Source organism: Mesorhizobium sp. M1163, from assembly GCF_040318415.1.
Taxonomy (GTDB): Bacteria; Pseudomonadota; Alphaproteobacteria; order Rhizobiales; family Rhizobiaceae; genus Mesorhizobium.
In genome coordinates this window covers 1-23669 of sequence record NZ_JAMYMF010000041.1, presented here as the reverse complement: position 1 = coordinate 23669, position 23669 = coordinate 1, and the positions used below count along the sequence as shown (strand labels likewise).

21 protein-coding genes and 1 pseudogene are annotated in these 23669 nt (G+C 58.4%); 13 read left to right on the top strand and 9 right to left on the bottom strand.

Going from position 1 to position 23669, the window contains the following annotated elements:
* Nucleotides 1-187 precede the first annotated feature (187 nt).
* Nucleotides 188-5032: an NACHT domain-containing protein gene (locus tag NKH43_RS29840; protein ID WP_352861167.1), complete on the top strand. Its 4845-nt coding sequence runs from the start codon at nt 188-190 to the stop codon at nt 5030-5032.
* 302 nt (nt 5033-5334) lie between these two features.
* Nucleotides 5335-6198, top strand: coding sequence for a hypothetical protein (locus NKH43_RS29835; RefSeq protein WP_352861166.1), 864 nt, complete (start codon nt 5335-5337; stop codon nt 6196-6198).
* Between the two features lie 6 nt (nt 6199-6204).
* Here NKH43_RS29835 and NKH43_RS29830 read toward each other — a convergent pair whose 3' ends face one another.
* Entirely contained in the window at nt 6205-6786 is a 582-nt protein-coding gene (locus tag NKH43_RS29830; RefSeq protein ID WP_352682133.1) for a hypothetical protein, read from the bottom strand.
* Between the two features lie 46 nt (nt 6787-6832).
* On the opposite strand from NKH43_RS29830, the gene NKH43_RS29825 reads away from it, so the two are divergent.
* Both NKH43_RS29825 and NKH43_RS29820 read left to right on the top strand, forming a co-directional pair.
* Nucleotides 6833-7156, top strand: a complete 324-nt coding sequence (locus NKH43_RS29825; protein ID WP_352700229.1) for a hypothetical protein — start codon at nt 6833-6835, stop codon at nt 7154-7156.
* 285 nt (nt 7157-7441) lie between these two features.
* Complete coding sequence (locus NKH43_RS29820) at nt 7442-9646, top strand: hypothetical protein (protein ID WP_352861165.1); 2205 nt, start codon at nt 7442-7444, stop codon at nt 9644-9646.
* A 108-nt stretch (nt 9647-9754) separates the two neighbouring features.
* On the opposite strand, the gene NKH43_RS29815 is transcribed toward NKH43_RS29820, so the two are convergent.
* From NKH43_RS29815 to NKH43_RS29805, 3 genes are all read right to left on the bottom strand, one after another.
* A complete protein-coding gene (locus NKH43_RS29815; protein ID WP_352682139.1) occupies nt 9755-10336 on the bottom strand; it encodes a hypothetical protein in 582 nt (193 codons plus the stop codon).
* Nucleotides 10337-10556: 220 nt separating this feature from the next.
* A complete protein-coding gene (locus NKH43_RS29810) occupies nt 10557-11720 on the bottom strand; it encodes a hypothetical protein (protein WP_352861163.1) in 1164 nt (387 codons plus the stop codon).
* 716 nt (nt 11721-12436) lie between these two features.
* Nucleotides 12437-12688 (bottom strand): DUF6074 family protein, encoded by a 252-nt coding sequence (locus tag NKH43_RS29805; protein ID WP_352861161.1) that lies wholly within the window; start codon nt 12686-12688, stop codon nt 12437-12439.
* 75 nt (nt 12689-12763) lie between these two features.
* Here NKH43_RS29805 and NKH43_RS29800 point away from each other — a divergent pair.
* The 6 genes and pseudogenes from NKH43_RS29800 to NKH43_RS29775 all read left to right on the top strand — a co-directional run.
* A pseudogene (locus NKH43_RS29800) lies at nt 12764-12961 on the top strand (transposase); the annotation flags it as partial.
* A gap of 524 nt (nt 12962-13485) precedes the next feature.
* Nucleotides 13486-13794: a hypothetical protein gene (locus tag NKH43_RS29795; RefSeq protein ID WP_352861160.1), complete on the top strand. Its 309-nt coding sequence runs from the start codon at nt 13486-13488 to the stop codon at nt 13792-13794.
* A gap of 654 nt (nt 13795-14448) precedes the next feature.
* Nucleotides 14449-14676, top strand: a complete 228-nt coding sequence (locus tag NKH43_RS29790) for a hypothetical protein (RefSeq protein ID WP_352861158.1) — start codon at nt 14449-14451, stop codon at nt 14674-14676.
* Nucleotides 14677-15345: 669 nt separating this feature from the next.
* Entirely contained in the window at nt 15346-15600 is a 255-nt protein-coding gene (locus tag NKH43_RS29785) for a DUF982 domain-containing protein (RefSeq protein WP_352861157.1), read from the top strand.
* Nucleotides 15601-15818: 218 nt separating this feature from the next.
* Nucleotides 15819-16064 (top strand): DUF982 domain-containing protein, encoded by a 246-nt coding sequence (locus tag NKH43_RS29780; protein WP_352643109.1) that lies wholly within the window; start codon nt 15819-15821, stop codon nt 16062-16064.
* 8 nt (nt 16065-16072) lie between these two features.
* The gene (locus NKH43_RS29775; protein WP_352861156.1) at nt 16073-16318 is read left to right on the top strand and encodes a DUF982 domain-containing protein; all 246 of its coding nucleotides are present in this window, start codon (nt 16073-16075) and stop codon (nt 16316-16318) included.
* 444 nt (nt 16319-16762) lie between these two features.
* Here the strand turns inward: NKH43_RS29775 and NKH43_RS35380 are convergent, their stop codons facing one another.
* Nucleotides 16763-17005 (bottom strand): hypothetical protein, encoded by a 243-nt coding sequence (locus NKH43_RS35380; RefSeq protein ID WP_502906522.1) that lies wholly within the window; start codon nt 17003-17005, stop codon nt 16763-16765.
* A 50-nt stretch (nt 17006-17055) separates the two neighbouring features.
* On the opposite strand from NKH43_RS35380, the gene NKH43_RS29765 reads away from it, so the two are divergent.
* Nucleotides 17056-18711, top strand: a complete 1656-nt coding sequence (locus NKH43_RS29765) for a DNA polymerase/3'-5' exonuclease PolX (protein ID WP_352861198.1) — start codon at nt 17056-17058, stop codon at nt 18709-18711.
* 21 nt (nt 18712-18732) lie between these two features.
* On the opposite strand, the gene NKH43_RS29760 is transcribed toward NKH43_RS29765, so the two are convergent.
* The 3 genes from NKH43_RS29760 to NKH43_RS29750 form a co-directional block, all read right to left on the bottom strand.
* Nucleotides 18733-19371, bottom strand: a complete 639-nt coding sequence (locus NKH43_RS29760; protein ID WP_352861154.1) for a hypothetical protein — start codon at nt 19369-19371, stop codon at nt 18733-18735.
* 521 nt (nt 19372-19892) lie between these two features.
* Nucleotides 19893-20138 (bottom strand): hypothetical protein, encoded by a 246-nt coding sequence (locus tag NKH43_RS29755; RefSeq protein WP_352479079.1) that lies wholly within the window; start codon nt 20136-20138, stop codon nt 19893-19895.
* A gap of 74 nt (nt 20139-20212) precedes the next feature.
* Nucleotides 20213-20923, bottom strand: a complete 711-nt coding sequence (locus tag NKH43_RS29750) for a Crp/Fnr family transcriptional regulator (RefSeq protein WP_352861152.1) — start codon at nt 20921-20923, stop codon at nt 20213-20215.
* Nucleotides 20924-21335: 412 nt separating this feature from the next.
* Between NKH43_RS29750 and NKH43_RS29745 the strand changes: the two genes are divergently transcribed.
* Nucleotides 21336-21512: a hypothetical protein gene (locus NKH43_RS29745; protein WP_352861150.1), complete on the top strand. Its 177-nt coding sequence runs from the start codon at nt 21336-21338 to the stop codon at nt 21510-21512.
* A 705-nt stretch (nt 21513-22217) separates the two neighbouring features.
* Here NKH43_RS29745 and NKH43_RS29740 read toward each other — a convergent pair.
* On the bottom strand, nt 22218-22679 hold the full coding sequence (locus tag NKH43_RS29740) for a hypothetical protein (protein ID WP_352861148.1): 462 nt from the start codon (nt 22677-22679) through the stop codon (nt 22218-22220).
* Nucleotides 22680-22846: 167 nt separating this feature from the next.
* Here NKH43_RS29740 and NKH43_RS29735 point away from each other — a divergent pair, with 167 nt between their 5' ends.
* Entirely contained in the window at nt 22847-23149 is a 303-nt protein-coding gene (locus tag NKH43_RS29735) for a hypothetical protein (RefSeq protein WP_352861146.1), read from the top strand.
* Nucleotides 23150-23669 lie beyond the last annotated feature (520 nt).

The window sequence follows — 23669 nt, the reverse complement described above, 5'->3', positions numbered from 1 at the left end:
CGCAAGGCGAAATCGCGGGACATCAAGCATCGGCTCAAACAGCTCGGCCAGCGGAGGGTGAGTCGGATTGCAGATTAGCGTTCGCGCCGGCCAATGTGAAAATGGAAGCGAAATATCTTGCGCTGGGGTAGATATTGCTCCGCCCGCATAATTGCTGGCTATCTTTCGCTGTGCCAAGGCTGAGCTCGTGGATATTCTCGACTCACAGATCAATGCGCCGAGCAAGTGGCAAACCTTCGAGGACCTGTCTTGCGCCTTGTTCGCGGAAGTATGGAGGGATCCAACCGCGCAGAAGAACGGCCGGATCGGCCAACCGCAGCACGGCGTCGACGTATACGGCTCGCCCGAATGGAAGCCGGGTACATACTTCGGTGTTCAGTGCAAAGGCAAGGACCAAGGCTTTGGCGGAAAGCCAACTAAGGCCGAGTTCGATATCGAGCTCGGCAAAGCAGAGGCGTTCGCACCACCACTCGGGAAATGGTATTTTGCGACGACTGCCGAGGTCGATGCGGATCTCCAGGAGCACGCCCGCACTGTCTCCGCGGATCGGGTTGCCGTCGGCAAGTTCGAGGTAGATATTCTTGGCTGGGGCGCTCTCAAAGCCTTGCTGGCAAAGCATCCATCGGTCATCCGCCAATTTTACCCTGAGCTTGCGGCAGGCGCGGCTGATCTCGAGCGTGTGGCTGAGGCCGCCGAGGCCGCCTTGGGGTCAATCGAGGACCGCTTGCGCCGCGGCAGTGAAAGTCTCCAACTGCCCCGGTCGCATCTCGTTGCGCGCGCGTCGGTCTATCTTGCTGAGCATAATATCGTCCGCGTCACAGGTGAGGGCGGAGGTGGCAAATCGGCTATCCTGAAGCGCCTGGCACTTGAGCATTTGGGTCCGCTTTTTGTTCTGAAAGACAATAGGGTTCGGGCAGGCTCGCTCGCCGAATACCTGGTGCAACTCGGGATCGGCGAGACACCTACAAAGCTGTTCGAGCGCCTCGGACGCGGTGGCAATTTGCTGGTCCTGATCGACGGGGCCGACCGACTCCTGCTCTCGGAGCGGCGCGGGGTCGTGACCGACCTGCTGGCGCTCGCGGCACGTTATCTGGATGCCGGCAATTGGCGGATGATTACTTCCGCTCGCGCATATCAAGACCGGGACTTGGTGCTCGCCGCTCTCGATGACGCGGGGATCAGCAAGTCGGCGAGCCTTCCGGTCGATGCGATAGAAGAGGAGGATTGTGAAGCAGTTGCGGAAGCGTTCCCGGCCTTTGCATCTTTACTCAGACGGAATGATCTTGCCCAGCAGAACCGGCGGCTCTTTCTTCTTCGCGAGCTTTTAAAACTCGACGTACCGCCCGAGGGGCGCATTACCGAAATGGATTTAGCAGGAAAATGGGCTAATGCAGATCAGAATGATGCCCGCTTAACCGTTTGCCGGACCAAGGCTCTGTCGCAGATGGGGCGGTGGCTTGTCGAAAATCCGACGCGCGCGCCTGGGAGCTCCGTTTTCGATCCGGAAGGAGCGCTCTGCCTCATAAGCGAAGGCACGCTGCTTTCAGACCCTCGTGCCGACGCAATCACGCTTGCTTTTGACGTACACGAGGATTGGCTCATCGCCCGTGGTCTGCTGCCCGACTGCGACCGGCTTGGCGAACGTTTGCGCGACAGCGGTGAGCCGTTGTGGTGGCTTCGAGCGGTTAGGCTCCTCGGACAATTGTGTCTCGAGCAAGGCCACTATGTCCGTTGGCGCGAAGTGTATGCGGCGCTCGAAGCCGACACCTCAATAGATCCTGCCTGGGCTCGGGCCTGGCTCGTCGCGCCGCTCTATACCGAAGCCTCTAGCGCAATCCTTGACGATCTCGGTTCCGCCCTCGAAGCCGATGACTTCCGGCTGATCCGCCGTCTTCTTGACTCGCTCCTCGTATCCGAGACAAGGCTAGACGAAACGCTCCTACACTCTCCTCACCTTGCCCATTTTAGCGAAAGCCAACGCTACGCGATCGCAACCTATGGCAAGCAGCCGGTGTGGCGAAGCTGGGTTCCATTTCTACGTTGGTCGCTGCCGAAATGGTCCAATTGGCCGAAGAGTCTTGTTCCTCAGCTTGCCGAACCTGCGCGCGTTTTCTGCCGAGCAACGCTCAACTTCCCGAACGCCCATAGCCAGGCCATAGGACAGATCGTACGCCCTTGGCTGGATGAGATCGAGGAATGCCGTCACCTGCTCGGTTGGAGCGATAGACGCGAGCCTTTCGGGATCGATTTGCCGGACCGCGACGCTTGGAAGCTAATCGAAGAGAAACTTCGGCAGGCTCTGATATTCTGCGCTGAGTCGGACGCGCGCGGTGTCGAAGCCTATCTCGCGCGTCTGGCTAATGATCGGCGCCTCGGCAGCCCGCGACGCAAGTTGCTGAAATCCCCTGGTTTCCTGCCAGGTAAGTTTCCAGCCACGTGGGCCAAGCTTTGCGCCTGCCATTATCTGCCGCCGCGACGCCGCTCGCGTAACGATCAGTCGATCCTCGGGCGTGAGCTATTTAGTTTTTCCGACGCTCATAGCTCGGGGCTCCCTGACGGTCAGAGTTGCTACCCGCCTGGCCCATCACGCGCGGGTTTCCTTGAGTTGTTCGAGGCCGACGAAGTGTTGGCGCTGGATCTTTTCCATCGAATCGAACGGCGAGCCTCGGTCTTCTGGCGCTGGTACGCCCGCTGCCGCGACGGGGAACAACCGCTTGCGCTGACGCTCAAAATCGATGGGCATACCATCGCTCTCTGGGGTGACGAGACCGTTTACCGCTGGTCCCGAGCCGTACTCGGATCAAATATCCTGGGTTCGATGCATCTCGCGCTCGATGAATGGATGCATCGGCAAGCATCCAACGGACGGGATGTCGGCGACCTTATTAGGCTCGCTCTACAGCCCAACGGTCTGGTGGCGACGGCGGGTCTGTGTATTTCTCTCCTCAAGGCGCATGTAAACACGCCGGGTGCGATTGATCACGCTGCGCCATTTCTCGGGACGCCGCGGTTCTGGAACTACGACATTCGCAAGCATATCGACGACCAACAACCGGCGCATCGCATAAGCTACAGTTTCTCAGAGCGTGATCACCACTTCGATCAGGTCGAGGCGATCTTCGAGCGACATAAGGCGCAGTCGCCGATGTCGCACACGTTGATGCTTCCATTCCGCCTGAAGGCGGGCGAGACAGTCCAAGCCGAGTTCGACGCCTTGCGTGGCACGTGGAGTTTGGAGGATCTCGCCGAAGATAAGCGACAGCCGGCCGATTCATCATGGGTCGCGGCGAACGGGGAGCGGTTCGCACGCATCCTCTCCGACAGCGACCAGAATCAGGTCGAGATCAGCTACAATGAGGCCAAGCAGCGTATCGAAGCCCATATCAATCCTCCGGCCGAGCAGCTCAAGGTCATCGAGGCTGCAGAAGAAAACCGCCGCAGAATGGGACAGGTAAATCGGTTGGCGATGTGGGCAGTCCACTCGCGCGAGAAAGGTGGTATCGAGGAAGGCTTGACCCTCGAAGAGGCTATCGAACTAGCTGATCAAGTGATGGCCGAACCGCCCGAGGATGCCGATGATGGCGGATTCGGACTGGCCCGAAAGATGACCTCCTTCGCCATTGTTGGAGCAGCAGCAATTGTCGTCGCAAGGGCCGACATGGCGTTTCTCGATGCAAGGGTCGAATGGGCTCGCGAACGGCTTGAGGCGGGTTGTCAGAATCGGCGCTCGCCAGCGGAAGAACACTTTACTGTTGATGAGGCGCTACTCAGCTTCGACCCTCAGGATATAGGAGCATGGGGGCTCGCCGCGTATGCCTGCCGCCAGCGCAACGACGCCATCGAGCGGCGTGTCCTCGAACTTGCCGTCGATCGGCTGCATGGCCTTCAAAAGGCAGTGCTCGATGGACTTCTCTGGGACGCAAACCCGGACTTTGCTCGCCGGGTGACCTTTGCCACGCTGGATGTATGCGTGATCGACATCGGCCATTTCTGGTTTCAGGGCAGCGAAGAAAGGACTGCGAGACGCATGGCGAGGAGGCGATTGAAGATTATCAAACGCGCTGCAACGCCATGTCCGGCAAACCGAGTTCCAGACCTTCCGCCGGCACCCTATCGGTCTCAGTGGGTACGCGGTCGCAAATGGTATCATCCGCCGCGCCGCGTTCGGCTGATCTCGCCTGTCGTGCTCGACTGGGGACGCGTGGCGGAAATTCTAGCCCGCCTCGACTGGCGTCGCCTTACGAGCGAGGCAACGGGGCGCGACGCTTTCGCGACCTATTTGAAGGGCCTCGTCGAATGGACACTGGGCTATTCGGAAGACGAGGAGCCGCGGCAGCACGACCGCCGCTATCCCTTCGAATGGGCCCACAAGATGGCGAGCGAGGTCGGGCGCTTTGCGGCCTTCCACGGCGATGGGGCGATCTGGAAAAGTCTGACCCGGTTTGAAGAACGAGATCACGGCCGGGAACTCGTCGGCAACTATATGGAGGCGATCGCCCACGAACTAATGGTCAGCGAGCGGAGGCCCGACGCACGCTTCTGGTTCGCGTGGAAGCCCGCGGCGGAATGGGTCATGGCGACGGCCGTCCCATCTCGGCAAACCAATTATGATTCACTCGACAATTGCGTGGAGGCTGCAGGGTTCGTGGGCCCTTGGTCGACTCCAATTCCGCCCGGTTGGCTACATCTCGCAGATCTTCTGGAATGGATCGACACCTGGCAGCAATCGACACTTCATCTCCGCCGAGCGGCGTCGCTATCACTGCGTGTGGTCGAACGCATGTCGTTGGACGAGCGAGCTTCCATCTATACGCGATGGCTCGCCCGCCTTGTCGAGGCGCATGGCCGCGATCCGAAATTCTGGCAATATGATGATCTTGGCGACCGCGCCGCCGCGCTCGCGAAGCCGTTGGCCGATCACGCGGGCTGCGACAGGCCCGAGATCCGGCGCATATTGGCCATTATGGCCGACGCTGGTTCGAACGCTGCGCTTGCGATTGTCCCATTGTTTGCGCAGCGGAAGGGCCGTTAGCCAGGTCGCTCGACATCTCCGCGCTTCCCTAGCCCGGTAGATGTCGCCTGCTAACCTATCCGAAACCGAGCCATGCTAAACTTAGGCCTGACAAGGATGCTCTAACGGGTATAGTTCAGTCCGGACTGACCGTCGTTCGGCATCGGCCTGAGCAAGGTTGGACGCGGGGCTTTCGAGCAAGCGGAACAGCAGCTAATCGCGCAAAGCGCGCGGCTCTCGATTCCTGAAATCGATGCTCTCGCCGACGGGTTTGCACATGGCACCATCCAGCTGAACGACCTCCTGCATGGGCTGCTGAAATAATGGGACAGGCCAAACAAAAGAAGAGCCGCTACCAGCAACTGCTGGAGGACAACCCGCTGTGCTGCCTTTGTGGAGGCGTGACCAAGTGGTCCACGGTCGACCACATCCCGCCTCAGGCGTGCTTCCCGCGTGGGTTCTTCCCGGAGGGTTTTGAGTTCCCCGCGTGTGAGGCCTGCAACGGCTCGACCAAGAGGGAGGACCAGATATTCGGCTACTACATGCAGATGGGAAACCCCGACCTGTTCACCAACGACTTGTGGTCGATGTGGCGGCTGCAGGATGGCATCAAGAACAACTATCCGGCCGCGCTCCTGAACACCAAGCTCAGCAATCAGGCCAAGGCGGCGGCACTGGCTGAAATGGGGATTCATGTGCCAGCGGACGCCGATTTGTCGAACATGCCGTTGGCTGGTGTGCCTGCAGAGTTTCCTGCGGCGGCCACGAGGATCGGGCGGAAGATGGCGTGTGCGATCTACTACAAGGAAACGGGCGGCAAGTTCCTTACGAAGAAGCACTACATCTGGACCGCAACGGTTCACAGCAGCCATCCGCGCGCGTCGCAGCTAACCGACTACGTGAATAGGATGTTGCCTGAAAAAGAGGTTGGTGGCCGGGGCAACATCAAGGATTACGGCAGGCGGTTCGGTTACCGTTACGGGTACAAGGAGAAGGGGGACTTCATGATCTCCACCTCGCAGTTTGGAGTCGGGTTCATCACGATCTGTACCAGTGGCATCCTTGATAAGGGCAAAGAGCGGATACCACCCGAGGAGCTTCAGACCATTTTCCCGACGCCCAAAGAGCGGGCAGCTGTCGCTGATGCAAAGGAAGCGGAGAAGCCCGCAGCTGCCCCAAAGGCTTGATTGAGCCTAGTCCTCTACGCTGACGCTCACTTTGCCCGGTCCGTCATCGATATGTCGGCGTATGACCTGCCCGATGTCCGACCTGCCCTGCATCTCAAATGACAACGCGAGCTGTAGCAACTGGTAAGCGTTGCCGTTATCTTTCATGAACTGCACGAAAGCCTCGACCACAATTTGGTCGAACGAGCTGCCAGACGGGGCGTGCGCAATCACTCTTCTGGTGAAGTCTTCGATTTGGACCTGTGGAACGGCAGCAGTTAGCCGCCGCACCGTCTCCGGGCCGGTAAGCAACTGTTGCCGCGCCTTCTCCCGCCTCTTCGCTTCCAGCGCCTCCGCGGGCGTCACCCTGAAGGCAATTTTCTGGGTGCCCGTCTTGGCATCCGCCTCATAGCTGAAATCGAACTCGATACCGTTCTTGATAGCCGTGTCGGCGAGACGGAGGCCTGCCTTCGCAACCTTCGACATATGCGGCAGCTCAATCAGCGGACTTTGAGGCACCGCATGCGTGCCTTTGAAGAATCCCTTCAGTCCTGATGGCGATCCGGAGGTCCGGAGATGGCGCAGTGCCCGTTCCGGCGGCCAGCTCAAACGGCAAGATCTGACCCTAAGCGGCCTCTTGCTCTTCGATAGGTGAGTGGCAGCTTTGCGCCTGATCGCAGCCGTTCACGTTGGTTCGCCCAAAGCCAGAAAGCGGACATTCTCGCGATCCACCTTGGGCACGATTGCACTAAGTCACGGCCACATCGCATCTGAATGCCAAACGGGCGGCGCCAGGATGCTCGTACTGGAGAAGGCTACGCAGCTTGTCGATCGTGACCGGCAGATCACGCACGGACTTGCCGGTCACGTGGTGGATGGCGTTGGCTACGGCGGCGGCAGTACCGACTATGCCAAGTTCGCCGGCCCCCTCACGCCAAGCGGATTTTATATCGAAATCCTACTCCTCGAAGAAAAATGACCTCTGCGTCATGGATATCGGCGTTCACCGGCACGCGGTACTCGGTACGGTCATGGCTCATTGGCCGGCCCAACAGGTGGTCCACAAAGGTCTCCTCATGGAGGGCATGGAGATAGACATCACGACGAAGCCGAGGATCTGGCTGCAGGCAGTCCTCAGATTGATGATGCGTCCGGCTTCGCATACTGACGATGCGGGGAGGACTTGCGGTTCTCTGGCGATGTAATACCATTCTCTTGAATGTGCATCACTGACTTGCGCTGAAATTCTCTTTAGAGACATACGATGACGCTTTTCACACGATATCTATTTCAGCGCATTCCGCTTTTTGTCATATCTGTATTTTATGTTCTTTTCAATTTTCTAGCGCCACCGCAGGTTTTACATATCTTCAGCATATACCTGCGCGACGAGCGCTATGCCTCGATATTCTTCTTTGCTTTGCCAGTATATGTAACCGTGGCCTTCGCCATCTCATTCGTCGACGATCTCGGTCGAAGCTCACGATTCGCCGATCTGCTCGTCGGGAGTGTATCCTTTTACGCAATTGCCCGCTTAATCGAAAAGACTGACGCCGCCTCGCCGTGGCTGTTTTGGGTGATTGTCGTTCCCGGCATCTTTGTATGTATTGGAGCCATGATGCTCTTAGGCCGGCTAAGATTGGCGGGGTATGGCGCAAAGCGCGTTGCAGAACTGAGCCGGAGATGGTCGCTTGTAACCGTTGTGGTCATGTGGGCGCTTTTGTGCCTCGTAGTGAGGCTCGACCCGATCTCGACACCTCAGGCTCTAGGTATTGCAGTCGTGACTATTGGACTTGGACTGCTTGGCGCCACACTAACGATCCTATGGTCATGGCCTTTGGCCACAGCGGCATACCTCGGAGCTTGCCTTTTAGCGTCGATTGTGTTCGGGAGCAGCAACGATATTCCGCTCACGCCTGGCAAAGAGCCCGGGGCTGACGCCAGCTCCGACTGGTTTGCGGCCACTGCTGTCGTGCCGTGGTTGGCAATGCGCGGCGATCTGGACGCCTACAAAGAGGCAAAGCGACCTTATCCGGTCATTATCAGCTCCGCCGAGGGTGGCGGCATCTATGCCGCAGCTCATTCCTATCTCGCGCTCAGCAAGCTGCAGACCGTTTGTCCAAGCTTCCAGCAGCACCTGTTCGCGTCGGTTGGCATATCGGGCGGGGGCATCGGCAACCTGTTGTTCGCATCAGCGGAGGCGCCTAATTCTGAGCTGCGTAAATGCGGCTCTTCCAACACGGCTGTGAATACCGATGTGCTGTCTTATGATTTCCTGTCCCCCGTTTTGGCCAACCTCCTCATTGTGCAGGTGGCTGACTTCTTCGTGCCGTTCATCGATATTTCGCCGGACGGGGGCGATGTCCTGGCAAACACCATTGCTGCAAGTCTCCCGGACAATCCGCGTATCTCCGAACCGTTAGCAGCGTCATGGCGGCCAGATCAGGCTCGTCCCGCCCAGGTGTTCGTTGCAACGGACGCCAATTCGGGATTTCGCTTTGTGATTGGATCCGTGCCTGACCTGGGTGGCCAAACAGCTGCTTTCTTCCCCATGACGGGCGGCGAGGACATCCAAGGGAACCGGGCAGCCGTAACCAGCGCTCGCTTCCCGTGGCTCACGTCGACGGCGCGGCTGCGAGTCGACAAAGACGATTATCGAATTCTCGGAGACGGCGGCTACTTCGAGAACGCAGGGGCCGATACGGCGATGGAAGTGGTCGAGCAGATAAAGGCGCTTTCCCTCGACTCCGAGCACTGCGCCAAGAGCGAAGACGCAACCTACGAGGTGAGTGGAACAAACCTCTGCAAATGTCCTTTACACGTCATCCCGACATTCACCCAAACAGTTGAGTGGAAGGGCTGCGAGTTCAATGTTTTTCTCGTTTACATGCCGATCAAGAGTTTGAACTCCAAAGTGCCTCTGAACGACCTTGAGTCCCTAAAGGACGCAGATCCACGGCAGTCCTATCTTCTGGACCCGCTGTTAACGATGATCAGCACTCGGACCACCAGAGGCGAATTGGCCGTGAGTCGGGCCAGGCGGTTGCTCGGCGGACTGGCTGACCCGGACAACGTTCAAGGAATACACGTCGATGGCGGGTATTTTCCCCACGAGCTGCCCATCGGCGACTTGGGCTTGCCGCTGGGCTGGCGGCTGTCCGACGCCAAAGTCGCCGAGATGGCGGGACTCACGGCATCAACAGACTCGTGTCCATTTCTCTACGGAAAGCCGAGATACTGGCGCACCCTTGAAGAAGAAGCAAAAGCTGTCATGGAGCAATTTCGCCTCACCGGCAAATGGCCGGAGGGAAAGGTGAGTGTAGCCGCCGACGAAACGCCAGCCGCGGAGCCCGATTTGCTAAGTAACGTCAAGACCATGAACGGCTGCAACATGTCAATGCTGGCATGGCTGTTCAATCCGACGTTGGATCCGACCGCCTACGGCATCCCAGGATTCGAAGGGCTCTGACGCTATTCGCCCACCGGTGGCCGCTCTGATCAAAACAATCAACTCGCTCGAACCGTGACGGGCAGGTTAGCGCCGCATGCCGGACATTCCGAATCGACGTTCGATTTCCTAAAAAGCGGACGTTGCCATGAAATCTCTGGCCTCGATCACCGAATGTCCCCTTGCGACGAGAGCCTGGAATTCGTCCCACATACGGATATGATGGCCTGGGTCCCTGCGAAGTGCTTTCGGTACCTCATTCCCATGACGGAATGCTGTCCGGGTGGCGCCGCCATCTGCATTGCGCCACTCAAGATGAGGGTCAGGAATGAACTCAAACCTGTTCGGCGCAGGCACTAACTGCGGCGTCAGACAGATCCATTCATTTTCAATAATGGCGACCGAGTGGAGGATCAGGTCTTCACCATGGGGCAACCATCCAGTGACCTGTCTGCTTTTGCCATCCGGGTCATTGGCAGCTTGCTCACCGCAATTTCGGTGACAGTCATAACGCACGAAGCCAGTCGCCAAAAGCTCTTCCACGGGCGGCCGAGAAACAACTACGCGCGGCAGCGCGCTCACCTCCTCATAGGTGGCCGCCTCTATTTCCGATGGCGGGAAGGCCATAGACTCCACGTTTCGTCGGATCAGATCCGCAAGTTCGATGCTCGCGGCAGTTCCCGCTGCCACAGTAGTTGCCTCCTGTTTCATAATGGGGACCCAATTCGGTTTCGGGCGACAGACTTGATCGTTCGACGCCCTACTTGCTGCTACTTCAAGAATGGTACCAGATGTTGATGACCGGAGTTCAAAGCAATCGTCACACAGTCGCAAAAAGGCACCTCAGGTTGCTGTCAGTCCGCTCTTGAGCGCAGAACTCAGGATGCGGACTTAGGAATCGATCTTGAAGCCTCTCCAATCCGGCTAACCATCATGAAAGAAAGCCATAACTGCCGAGCAGAAGCCGAATGTATTCGGGGGTTATTTGATAAACCTGCCTTGAAACGAGCGCGCCGTCAGGATGCGCTTGGATGTGCTCACCGCTTTCGACGTCGTAATAGTTGAGAGCGATTTCTGCGGGCCATGGGAATTCTGGCTCAAACGGTACCTCTGCAAACGGATTGAAATAGACCTGAAACCCATCGAGATGGGTTTCACGATGAAACGATGAGTGCTGAATAAGCACATCTGCACCGCCGATCTGATGCTCGCTTTCTCGTCGTTGCGTGAGGAGGTAATTCAGCGCGGCGAGCTGAAACCGGTGCGTCCCGACTTGCCAGAGCTCCGAACCGGGCGCAATCCTGTCCTTGTCGATCACCCTGTAACGGGTCGACCGGACGAGCCTATCAATCTTACCTTCAACGACCGCTTTTCCAAAGGTCCCGACCGTAGAAAAGAAAACGGCGCTGATCTCTTTGAACGAATCGTTCGTGAAAATTCCCATCTCAACTCGCGCACCCGAAGGCTTCAGGAGAGAGGTTATCTTGTCTTGCTTTCCTAGGTCTGGCCCTTCGAGCAAAGGCGGCGCCAAGCCAAAAAGGACCATGTTGATGAGTTCGTTGTTTTGGGTGAGTGAGAGGTCGCTATCGAAGGGGGCGATTGCAATGACAAATGGCCGGCTGCACACGTGGCTCATCGAGGAATACGGGTGCTTCTTTCCATTGCTTCCGCGGTAAAGATCCAGCTTGTCCCTGATCTTCCCAGCAAGCTTCAGTGCACCACGGGTTTTGAAATCTTGCTCGTTGAAGGTCTTCTTCTGCTTCGCGGTCGGAGGCTGGTCAGAGACGACAGCCTCTATGTTGAACTCGTAGTTTCCGGGTCCTCGGACGAAGAAATCCGGCGCTGACTTTGAAAAGTCGACACTGCACCCCAAATCGGTCAGCGCTCTGTTCAAATAGAGTTCCCACATCGAGGAATTGAATGTCGTTTGAAATTCGTTGATGAATTTCTGGCTCTCTCCCCTTCGATCCAGCAGGCCTGTCGCCCAGTTTTGAATGATAGGCTGGACCTTCGCGTAGTGAGGGTCGGCCGAGATGCGACGAAAGTAATTGTGGAGCTTTTCTTCCCGGAATCGCGGAGTAAACAAGTCCAACATTCTGTCCCGTTCGTGTGTTTCAGTCGCGCATCGCGCTGGTCATGCGGCACTATGGGAGCCGTGCTTTGACGATGTTAGTTCTGCAGCTGGAAAGGCAAAAATCCCCCTCTTGGAATCGCTTAGAGCCTATAGAAGGAAAGGTACACCAAACTGCAATGGTAGCCCGAAGGACTGCCATTGGATTGGCATGGGGGAGGGCAGCTTACATCTTTGTTCGAAGTAGCTCCCCATGTCCGCTAAGGGGTCGGCTGCAGAACGGCAGCTTCTCGCAACTACCGAAACCGGGACGGTCTGGAAACGGCCCCCTTCCGGTCATTCACAAGCCGGCGATAGCCGAAGTGAGTCAGTGCTGTTGACGTCGAGAACACATAGGCCGGCCACTACATGTTCGCCTTTTGTGCTTCAAAAGTCGCATAAAAGGGCAGTGTGGAACTCAACGGCGGCTCATTGGTTTTGCGGGTTCAGCTCGTGGAAAAGGTCCGTCGGCCTTCCATGAACGCGGGTTTCGGCATCGCCTACCTCGATTTGGTCGATGAACGCCGGACAGGCGAGGCGGAACCGTATCTCGCCCGAGAGCACATTCGCGCGCATGATTTCGACGAACGCGGCTATCTTTTCATCCGCAGTGAGAAACCTGCGTTTGACGGATGCAGTGGTGCTACGCTTGTGGAGCCCCGGGGCGTCTCTATGCGGCAATCCCTCATCGTGAGCCGATGCTATTGTGCAAGTTTCGCAGCACTGCGGGTGGCGATATCGCCTAAGACAGCATGAAGAAGCGTTCCAACTTCCTGTTCGGCGACCCCGGGTGCAATTCCTGATTCGCACAGTTGAACGAGAATTGCCTTGGCGGTGTTGCGCCAGAAGGCGTTCGCGTCCTCCCCGTTCTTGGATTCCAGGACCCGGGCGATCCCTTCGACCAACTTCCGCCGCCGATGCAGCGGAAACGCGCTAATGTTTGAATCACACATCGATCACCTCACCCCTTCAGTCGCGCGAATAAGCATTGGCGGGTGAGAAAATTTGGTTAACAGCGCTTTTGGACAATGGTCAGCAATGGAATAAAGCGTCTACCCAACAAGCCAAGAGGTGTGCCGCGTGTTGATGATCGGCGCGTGCTGAACGGCATCTTCTGGGTGCTGCGCTCCGGTGCTCCATGGCGCGACCTGCCTCAGCGCTATGGGCCGCGCACCACCTGTTGCAACCGCTTCGTCCGATGGCGAAAAGCAGGTGTGTGGCTGCGCAGTAACGAGTCTAAGGCCTAAGGTTTGCGGAGCCTCACGCCGGCGCGGCTGACGTTCTCCGGGATGAACTCGACGCCGGCGGCCTAGAGGGCGACGCGCAAGGCAGCAACGGTTCGCTCTTGTGTGGGGCCCTGTCGGGCCGCGACATCTACTTAATGTCTACTCTAGACAGTCGCCGCGACCATAACTTTTGATAGCAAGTCAGGGTCGCGGGATGCCGAGCCGCTTGAAATACCGAGTTAGGTCCGGGTGCTCGCGATCGTCCTGCCTCAACCGCGTCGTCATCGCCGGCGAGCGCCATAACCAAACCGGGAGCGCTTATTCTCGACGGAGCACCGGGCATTCTCTGGTTGTGAAGACGGTGCTTGATCACCAGCCGCCTGAGTGTGTCTTCGCTTACGTTGTAGTCGTGTCTGAACAGATCAATGGCCCTCTGGACCGTAATCGCCTCTGCCCGTGGGATGTAGAGCGGCCGAAGCCGTTCGGCTGTTTCTGGCGCTGTTTTGACAGGGAGCGCATTGGTCATGCGGCCCATCGCGCTTTTCTGCGGCCCGCCGTTTCGCCCGACATCACGGAACGATATCGCCCCCCATGTATTAGAAACCATGGATACTATGGAACCCCATGGCCACGGGATGGTGGCCGACCTTCTGACATCGGAAGTTGCGAACGCCAGGCAGCGCATCCACCGGACCGAGCTCGCGCTTCAACGCACTGAAGAAATGCTGGCCGAAAGTCTCGCGCTGTGCAGCAGGATACGAACTGCGGTCGAGGCCGCAGACCGCTTGATGAAGATCAATCCCCCCAGCTTTGAGAGAGGTCGCGCGGGTTGAACTGGGCCGGCGTTTCATTTTCGCGGCCTTGCGGCACCGTCCCGCAAGAGCCTGCCCTACATCACAGCGTGAGCAAACATCGGACAGAAGCATTCCAACGTTCACCGACCCAGATCGACACGAATCTTCAGTTCAAAGAGCGAGGATTAATGCTGCGGCAAACGAAGGGGGCACGGGGGGTCTTCGCGCGAGCCAGTTATCCGATCTCCCGCTCAGAAATTTCTACCAAATATTCCGACCTCCTGATGGAACCCCATTCGTTGCGGGCGAGTTGCGGCTGATTGGGACGGACTTCCCGAACATGACAACCAGCAACAAAGCAGACCATCAGTCTGTCTCCGAAGCGTTTCGGAAACTGATCCGTTCCGAAGGCTATCGTCATCACGTACAAACGTTCTTAAATCTGGAGGTCGAACCAGAACTGCCGCCAACCCTACAGTCATTACTTGCGGCTATTGATCGGGCCAAACAGGGCCCGACGGAAGAAGGTCCCTAGCCGGCTGGCTGAGCGCCAAAGCGGAAGAGTACAGAGGGTCGCTCCGTACTTGTTTCTCTGGTTCCCGCTCAGAAATTCCGGCAAACATTTCTTCTTGATTTTTCCCGACAGAGGATCATGAATGTCCCCTTGGTTCTCGCTGAGGTGGGAGGCCTTGTATGAACGTTTGGACGAACTGCCGACCCGACAAAGTGACTGCCAAACACCTTGTTCACGAGCTGATCCTACAAGCCCGTCGCGGCCAAATCATCTCCGTCAAAGAGACTATTGCAGCGGTGCGCCGAGACCGGCCACATCTGGCGGAAACTGACTGCGAGCTGGTGGAGTTTATTGTCAATGTTGCCCCAGCCTTAGGCCTGTTCGTCGGGTTCGATCTTCGCGAATAGCCTCATGGCAACCCATTTGTTCTCGCCTGCGGTGTACGTCAGGACAGACCGACCTGGGATGTGGGAGAAAGGCGGCTCGAGGCGCGTCAATAGGATCGAGGAGGAGCATGAGGGTCTTCGCGAGCCAGTGTCCGATCCCCACCACAGAAATTCTACCAAACATTCCTGACTGTCGCGGCCCAGCGCCGTACCAATTTGTGCAATTCGTATATCGTCTTGATGCCGCTCAGGTAGGGAGTAGAGTACCTTCGGCGTGTCCCTGGGGAGGGCTGGATGAGCGCGCGAAGGGTCGGTCCGTTTCTAGAACCAAGCAATTACTGTACTCCTCAACAGGGCGGACCGTCGCGACACGGTCTCGATCAAAGCGGCACTACGCGAAGCTCGGGAGACTGCGCCTTATTTGGTGGGTCCGACGAAGAACTAACCGAGGCAATCGTCGAGGCAGCAACTGCCATGGGCCTCTGCGTGGCTTTCGACGGTCGCGAGTAGCAGCCAACTTCAGCCGCTGTGGCATCGCAACGGAAACGCGCCGTCCTGCGCCATTTCAATAGTCAGAGGTAATCCGCAATTCCCTTCGCAGAATGCTAAATCTGCCTGTAGAACGGGAGCTGCCGGCTGAGCAAAAGTATTTGCTGGAGGAACTTGATCGGGCCGACAAAGAGTGACTGCATGGCCCTCCACTGGTTCAACCCTCCGGTCCCGGTCAAGACCGAGCGTCTCGGGATCATCCGCAACGTCAACAACGCCGAGGCAGCCGGCGAGGAGCTGATGAAGTGGACCAAGCGTGGCCCTTGCTGGGACCTCGCAGTGCGCGTTTGCATGGCCGTGATTTTCGACGAGATGGAACCTGAGGAGGCCCGCAAGGCATTCCTGGCTGCTGCCAAAGAGGAGGGGACATTATTCCCCCCAATGATAACTACCTAAATTGGAGTGCGGTAAAGGTTCTAGGTGTCTCTGACCAAAACCGCCTTCGCGAGAGGAGCCCGCCGCCGGTGAGGGAGAGGCGACGGACCCCCCACAGCGGCTGCACATCCACGAAGAATCCCGCTGCCACTCTAAACCCGCGAGGGCCTACATCGTTCCCTTAGCTGCGGCTAAAGCGGGGTTGGTCGGCGGGCTCTTGCCGCTCTAAGTTCCCCCTTATGGGTCCTCTCTGGTTCTCTCCACCGGTCTACGTGAAGACGAAACGTCCGGGCATTCGCAATGGGGTCAGCCACGTCGAGGGAGCCGCCGAGGAACTCATGGGGTGGGACACAAAGGGCCCGAAGTGGACGAAGGCGGTCCAATCCTGCGTCGACGCGTTCGAGGGCACGGTGTCTCCCCAAGAGGTCCGTGAAGCCTTTGAGGCGGCTGCCAAGGAGGCCAACGTGTATCTCTCCCCTGAGTAGGACGTATCATGGCGCCCATCTGGTTCGTCCTTCCGGTGTTCGTGAAGACTGAAACTGGTGTCAGGCATGGCTGCAACAATGCGAGGACAGCCCTTGAGCAACTCAAGACCTGGACCCGGAGAGGACCTCGCTGGCACAAGTCGGTGACCCTCTGCCTGTCAGCTCTGGAGGGCGATTCGATTGACCCGCACATAATACGAAAGGCCTTTGAGGCTGCCGCTAAGGAGGCCAACGTGTATCTCTCCCCTGAGTAGGAGGTGTCGTGGCAACCCATTGGTTCTCCCCTCCGGTGTACCTCAAGACCGACCGACCTGGGGTCACCTACGGGTGCAACAGCGTCGAGGGTGCCGCCGAGGAACTCATGAAGTGGGCCAAGATGGGACCTAAGTGGAGGAAGGCTGTGCAACTGTGCGCCGACAAGAGGTCCGTCAGGCTTTCGAGGCTGCTGCCAAGGAGGAGGGGGTGTTCCGTGAGTAGCAGGCCGGTGCCCATGGCTATGTTGGGACGGACCCGCTAGGCTGTCCGAATGCTGACCAAGTCCGCGCTGCTCGAAATAGACCCGGATACGAGAGCATTCACTCTGGTCGGCGCATTTATGGGCCATTTTGCACTTCTTGAAACTGGCATCGGAGCTTGCTCTGGGCGAGGTACTTGGCGTCTATGGGGCACGTCGAGGTAAGGGGACCGGAACCGGAATGTCAGGCTTCTAAAGCCGATGGCAGAAACCGGATACGGATGTCGAAAAGGCCGACCGCCTCGTGTTCGACCTCGACCCCGATGAAGGCCTCGATTTTGAGGCCGTCCGCGCCGCTGCCTTTCAGTTCCGCGCTATCCTTGAATCGCTGGGGCGGGGTCGCGCTGACCAATCCTTGCCCAATCTGTAGCGTCCGACGCGGGAAGAGGCAGTAAAGCCGGGATTCAAAGGGCAACGCGGCGCTCACGGCCTTGCCTCATTGGAACCTGCGGAGATCGGTCTCGTTTGGCTGAAGCCATGGCAAAAATCGATCCTAGGACCGTCGCCAGTCTTTTAAGGGAATACGCGCAACGGGCGTCTATGCGCGGCGACAATCCCTATCGCACAAAGGCATACTTGCGCGCGGCAGACAGTCTGATGGCGCTGTCGCAGCCGCTTGATCGGATCATCGCCGCCGGCGCCCTCACCAAGATCCCGGGGATCGGTGACGCGATCGCAGACATCGTGACCAAGCTTTACCAAACCGGCACGCACCCAAGCCTTGAGAAGCTGCGCGAGGATGTTCCAGCGGGCGTGATGGAGCTGTTTGCCATACCCGGGCTTCGTCCCGATAAGATACTGAAGCTTCATCAGGCGCTCGGCGTGAACTCGCTGGCGGAGCTCGAGGCCGCGGCAAGAGAAGACCGCATCCGCCCAGTCAAAGGCCTCGGCGCGGCGCTTCAGACAAAGCTGCTGCAGAACCTGGCCATCGTGCGAAGCGGCGAAACGCAACTTCACCTGCACAAGGCCGCCGCTCTTCTCCACCATGCGGTCATATCGGTAAAGCAACAGCATCCAGAGTTTTCGCGCGTGGAAATTGCAGGTGACTTCCGGCGCGGTTGCGAGCTCGTTTCCGACTTGGCCCTGGTAGCGCAGGGCAGAAAGTCGACTGGTATCGAGGATACAACCCTCAGGCTTGTTGTCACGGACAGGAAGCATTTTGGCGCGAGCCTGCTCGAAGCAACCGGGTCGGCAGACCACCTTGAGCAACTGAAGACGTTCGCGGCCGACAAGGGATACACCCTAAGCGCCGATGGGCTTCGTCGCGGGAGAAAGCTGATCGCGTCAGCCACAGAGGAAGAAATCTACCAAGCGCTAGACCTGCAGTTTATCGAGCCTGAATTGCGCGAAGGCAGGGGCGAGATCGAGCGAGCGGCAAAGCAGAAGCTACCTGCCCTCATTCGGGATGAAGATCTTCATGGCATCCTGCATTCTCACACGACCGCTTCCGATGGCACCGAAACGCTTGAGGCAATGGCTGAAGCCGCGCGCAGGCGCGGTTTCGACTACTATGGTGTCGCCGATCATTCGCAGTCCGCTCACTACGCAGGCGGCCTTTCGTTGCAGGAGATTGCTGAACAGCACCGCGAAGCTGATCGGCTGAACAACGCATACAATGGACGCATATTGAAGGGCATCGAGGCGGACATCCTGGCGGATGGCTCGCTCGATTACCCGAATCATATCTTGGAGCAGTTCGATTTCGTCGTCGCGAGCGTGCACAGCCGCTTCAAGTTGCCCAAGAAGGAACAGACGGAGCGTATCATTGAGGCGATCGGAAATCCTCGGACGACAATTATCGGGCACATGACCGGTCGCCAGCTGTTGCGCCGGCCCGGTTATGATCTCGACGTCGACAAAGTCCTCAAAGCGTGTGCGAAACACGGCGTCGCTGTCGAAATCAACGCACATCCGTGGCGACTCGACCTCGACTGGCGCTGGCATCAAAAGGCACTCGATCAGGGCTGCATCTTCAGCATCAATCCGGACGCTCATTCGATCCGCGAGCTCGACCACATGCATTGGGGTGTCGAGATGGCGCGCAAGGGCGGTGTTCCTGCGAAGCGGGTCCTGAACGCGATGCGTTTGACGGCCCTTCTTGCGCATCTCGCACGGCGCAGGCAAACGTCCTAAACTGCTTGTGCGCCCGGCCTATCAGCGCAGGAGTCCGTCATTCTCAAAATCTTCCCAGCCGCGCAAACTGGAGTGCGCGTTCTCGTCGGGGCCGTAGCCAGTTGAAGCTGCAGTTCCGCGACCGCTTCTTTGAGCACGTTTCATAGCGGCCTTCCCCGCGGCTCGCCGCCTGTTCTCTGCAGCTGTCGCTGCGTCCTGTTCGCGCCAGACCGTAACCAGGTCGCGGTCAAGCACATCCTCCACGTGCTCCGGGTCGAACACGTGAAAGGTGATGTTCCTTGCCCGCCCGCGGAGTTTCACGGTTTTCGTCCCGGCGCTCTGCAAGCGACCACCTTTCAGCCAGCGGTGCCGTTCGGCCGTCGAGATCGTCAGAATGTCCTCGATTTCACGGGGGATTACGGGCAGTTCTTCGATATTCTGCAGTGCTTTGGATACGATCCCGAATACCACCTGCACATCATTTTCGGCGCCCTCAGACAGGCGCAGGGTAAGCACGCGGGACTCGATATTGAGCAATTTCCTGAACTCCGTTGGAAGGCGGGCGCGTATTTCGAGAAAAATACCCTTCGCTCTGACGGACGATCCAAGCGTTGCAGCCGGGGTCAAAGGCCATTCTCCAATCAGCTTCGCTGTTGCATTGGTTTTTCGGCGCGTGGACATGCCCCTTTATATAGGTCACCGATTGTCGGCAGCGACGAGCCGATCGCAAAGCCAACAGAGTTCTAATCCGCCAGCGGTCTGAACCACGATGCCCTAAAGGCGCAACCACGATTGTTGGCGGGGCCGCTTGCAACTCCGGCTAACAGGAAGCGGCCGAGTTGATCTCGAAGTGCGATATCAGGCGCGTTGCCGCCTGGCGGCTGTACGTGGGCCACAACCTGACCGTCCGTGATTGGGAGCCACATGGCTAAAGCGGCTGTTCCGCTATTGAGCCTCGACATGCGTTTTCGGGACCCACCCCGTCGGATTCAATCGCGAATCCCGCATCGATCGCGCTTCGCGCAATGAGATCGCCAAGTTGCCAGTCCGTGAGTTCGCAAAAGGAAGCATTCTCCTCACGGTGTGGCTAACCTCGGATATCGAAATGCTCGGGCTGCCGATGTTGTCGATCAGGTGGCGGACAATCGCTTGGCGAACGTCCGATAAGGTAGGCGTCTGCGCGAGCGCAGGCATCACCGGCCCTATGAATGGAGCCGTGGTTCTGCGGCCACGGCTGTTTTTAAGTCGAACGCGACTGGCACACCGTGAATAATGGATGCTGCCGCCAAGAGCTCCTCCAGCTCGCGGTCGGTGGCCCTGCATGCGGGCATGAGTGTTCGGATGGCGCGGATTGCCTGTGCTATCGAAAGGAAGTGGGCCTTGCCTCTGGAGAGAACATAGGCTTCGGCGGCTCTTTCAACCGTGACTGTGTCAAAAGTGGTGGTCATCGAGAATTCCTCCCTGAACCCTGACCCACACGATTTACGGCACGAATTCGGTAGCTTGCAAGGGTTTGTCTGATTTAGGACACTTGGGCGGAGGCTAGGCCGAAGTGACTTTGCTCCTCCTCCCCGTAAGCACCATGCGTGAGTCGTATCATTCCAACGCGGTCGATAATCGTGATCTCGCCGCGCTTGGCGTGAACCAGCCCCCGATATTCAAGCATTTGGAGGGCCGTGGTAACGCCGGGGCGCTGGGCACCAAGCATTGTCGCCAGGAATTCATGCGTCAGGTAGATCTTATTTCCTTCGACGCGGTCTTGGACCATCAGCAACCAGCGGGCCAAGCGCTCCTCGATTTTGGAGTGGCCGTTGACCAGTGCCGTCCGGGACGACTGGATGAGGAACGCGTGGGCATAGCGAAGCAGTGACTCGCGAAGGGATTGGCTCTCCGCAATCGCAGAGCGAAGAGCTTCAACCGGGAGGATCCAGCCATTACCTGCGACTTGGATATAGGTTTCATTGGGCGACTTCTCCTGGCCGAGAATAACGGCAACTCCTGTCATGCCGTCGTGGCCGACGATGCCGACCTCGCTTTTGCGCCCTCCGGTCATCGTAGCGACCACCGACGCGATGCCCATCTCTGGAAAATACACACGCTCGATCGGCTGATAAGAGACTTCCAGCTGGTCTTTGATGTTGAGTTCGACGTGATGCAGTGACGCCCTCAAAAGCGCGAAATCCTCCGAGGAGAGGGTTTTCAATACATGGTTGCGAAGAAGGGATTGGGGCATGGCTCTCTCTCCCATGCGGGCAAGAGCACGTACCTCTTACTGTCGGCTGCGTCCGACGCGCTGGCGGCCGATGTGGGAAGCATAGGCTTCAAATGTGCGGTTGGCAAAGAGTCCGTGCCTGGCGAAAGGCTCGGGGAATGTCGGCTTGAGTCCCGTAGGTGGTGGGCGCTTCTTATGACTTATGAGGCCGGTCACGAATGTCCGGAACCGGCCTAAGCAGATCGGCAGGTTTCGAGCATCGAATTGGCAAAAGCAGTCGTTCAGCTCACGTGATGAGTTTCGGGCGCCGTCGCCTTGCGCTTACCGACATTGTGCTTCACCCGTTCCGGCCCTCTTCTTAAGCGCAGTAACTTTGAAACAAATCCTGCCGGCAGGCGTTCCAGCATGGCGGGCGGCGTCGCCGGAGGACCCAATGCCCGACGAATACAATGACATCGTCATCCCCCAAGACCACGATGCATCGCCACTTCGGGAGGAGGAGTATTTCGTCCTCTGCCCGGCGTGCGGCCAAGCGTTCGACATCAGGTGTATGGCAGAGGCGCTTCATCACAAGGAGCTAGGCCACGAGCCATACGACCTCGACTCGTAGTCGGCAGTGATCGACGACCGTCGACGAGCGTTTGGAGATGTCCCTTCACCGCCTCTATGCGAGCCGGGTCGAGACCAGCACCGAGGGTAAGCTCTCGCTCATCTGGCCGGTCGCGTTGCCGACCGATCGGCCTGACGAATCCCTGTCGCGAGGGCGGATCTTCGCCGGCACGCTATGTCTTGACGATACCTTGTTTTCAGCAACGACTTGATGCCGTTGTGGTCGTCGTCGATGCGGCCGCGGCCGACCGAAAGCTTCGACAACGTATGCACCGCATGCGACAGTTGTTGTTCATCCAGGGCGACGGCGCCTACTCCACCGCAACCATGTCGCCCAGTTCTGTCACGACGCTTCCGAAGCAGACCTGCTCCCGGCATCGGGTGCCGGGACCAACATGTGATCTCCATAATGCGTAAGAGCCGGAGGCCCATCGCCGGCGACAAGGCGCTCATTGCAGAGAAAGGTTAACGATCGATCGGATGCCCGCGTTGCCTTCACGCGCAATGTTGCTGGGCGCCTCCTTCGACAGCGCGCACATGCGACACGTCCTGGCCGCGCGCGCCGCCTGTTGCCGAGAGCGACGATCGCGAATGCGCGAACGGCTGGACGGCAGGTGAAGCGGGGTCGCGATAGGCGCACATCGGACTTGCTTCACCGGTAGTCCGAAGACGCCAGCGACGCTATCTGACCGAAAGCAAACAGAAGCTAGGCGTGCCCCACTGAAAGCACAAGCAAGCGCAAACGTTCCTGGACTGATGCTCGGCTGGCGGCAACTTGCTCGCCAGCCGAGTTTATCTTAGCCGGTGGTCGGGGGAGACCAGCCAGCCACACACTGGTGATTCCAACCCGAGCCGATGTGCCAATCAGCAACCTTCGTCGGTCTAGCGCCGCCTGCTGAGCGCTGCCAGTCTGCTGGCCGGGCGCGCAGTCTCTGGCCGAGTTCTGATTTGTGGTGCCGCTGGTGGTGGTCGTGTCGGTGCCCTGATCGCCGGACATGTTGGTCCCGCTGCCCGTCGTGCCGGTGCCCTGATCCGTCGTACTGGGCATGGTTGTCGTGGTCGAGGTTCCGCTCGTCGAGGTTCCGCTCGAAGTTCCGCTCGTCGTCTGGGCAAAGGAAAGCCCAGCCGATACCGCCAGCACGGCCGAAGCCAAAAGGATGCGTTTCATTTTCTTTCTCCTGTCTGAATGCGCCTGGCAAATTGAACAGGCAGACAGAAGGAGTGTTCCCCGATGAAGTTCAACTTTTGTAACTCTGGTCGTAGGTCAGCCTTAAGATGGCGGGCGTATATTAGAAGCCTCTTGAAGAAGACGCTGCCCGCACCAGAATCCATGGCATGGCTCGGGGAATAGGCATTGGTGACCAGGTGGCGATTACTGCCACGGTTCGAAGGCGGATAACAGAGGACCGCGTAAGCGTCTCTATCCCAGGTTACGACTTCCCACATTCCATCATCGACCACACCAAGGTGAACCGAGGCCAGCAAATCGACCTGAAAGGCGAGGTCACTCGCATCGACGAGGGCATCGTTACAATCGACCTCGGGCCGCTGATCACGGTCGACCGTGACAAGGTCCGGCTAATGCAGAAATATCGGCCGCCAAAACGACGAAAGGCACTTGTCGTTGCCCCGGATTAGAACCGACAACATCGCGACAGGCTATGAGGGCAGGCCGCATGACGGGTCGGTAGAGGACGAGTCGAAGCACTTGGTCTACTGCCCAGTCTGCGGCCAAACGTTCGACGCGCGCGATCTTGGACAGGTCTTCCACCACGCTGAGCCGCAGCACGAGCCGCTTCCGGTCGAGCAATAGTCCAGCTAGTTGAGCTCCGGCGGCAGACCGACGTTGAGACCCTTCAGCGCGCCACCGACGTACGTTTGATGAGAAAAGGGTGCTGCGTGCACCGCGCTTTCCCCCGCGCGCCGATGCTCCACCTGGACCGCAAAAAAGTCCCGCCGCACTGCCAGAACGGCGGGACCGATCAAACACTTTGCACCAGGCGGGGGGATGCGGGGGGTTGGGCTTGCCAGGTGAGCGCGGCCCGTAACCAACCCTAAGCGCCACAGCGGCAACGAGTTGTGTGCGTCAAGTTCTGCAAAAATGGCGTGGCAGTAGCTGTGACGTCGGCGTGTCCGCCGCGCAGCCCCCGTGTTTAGC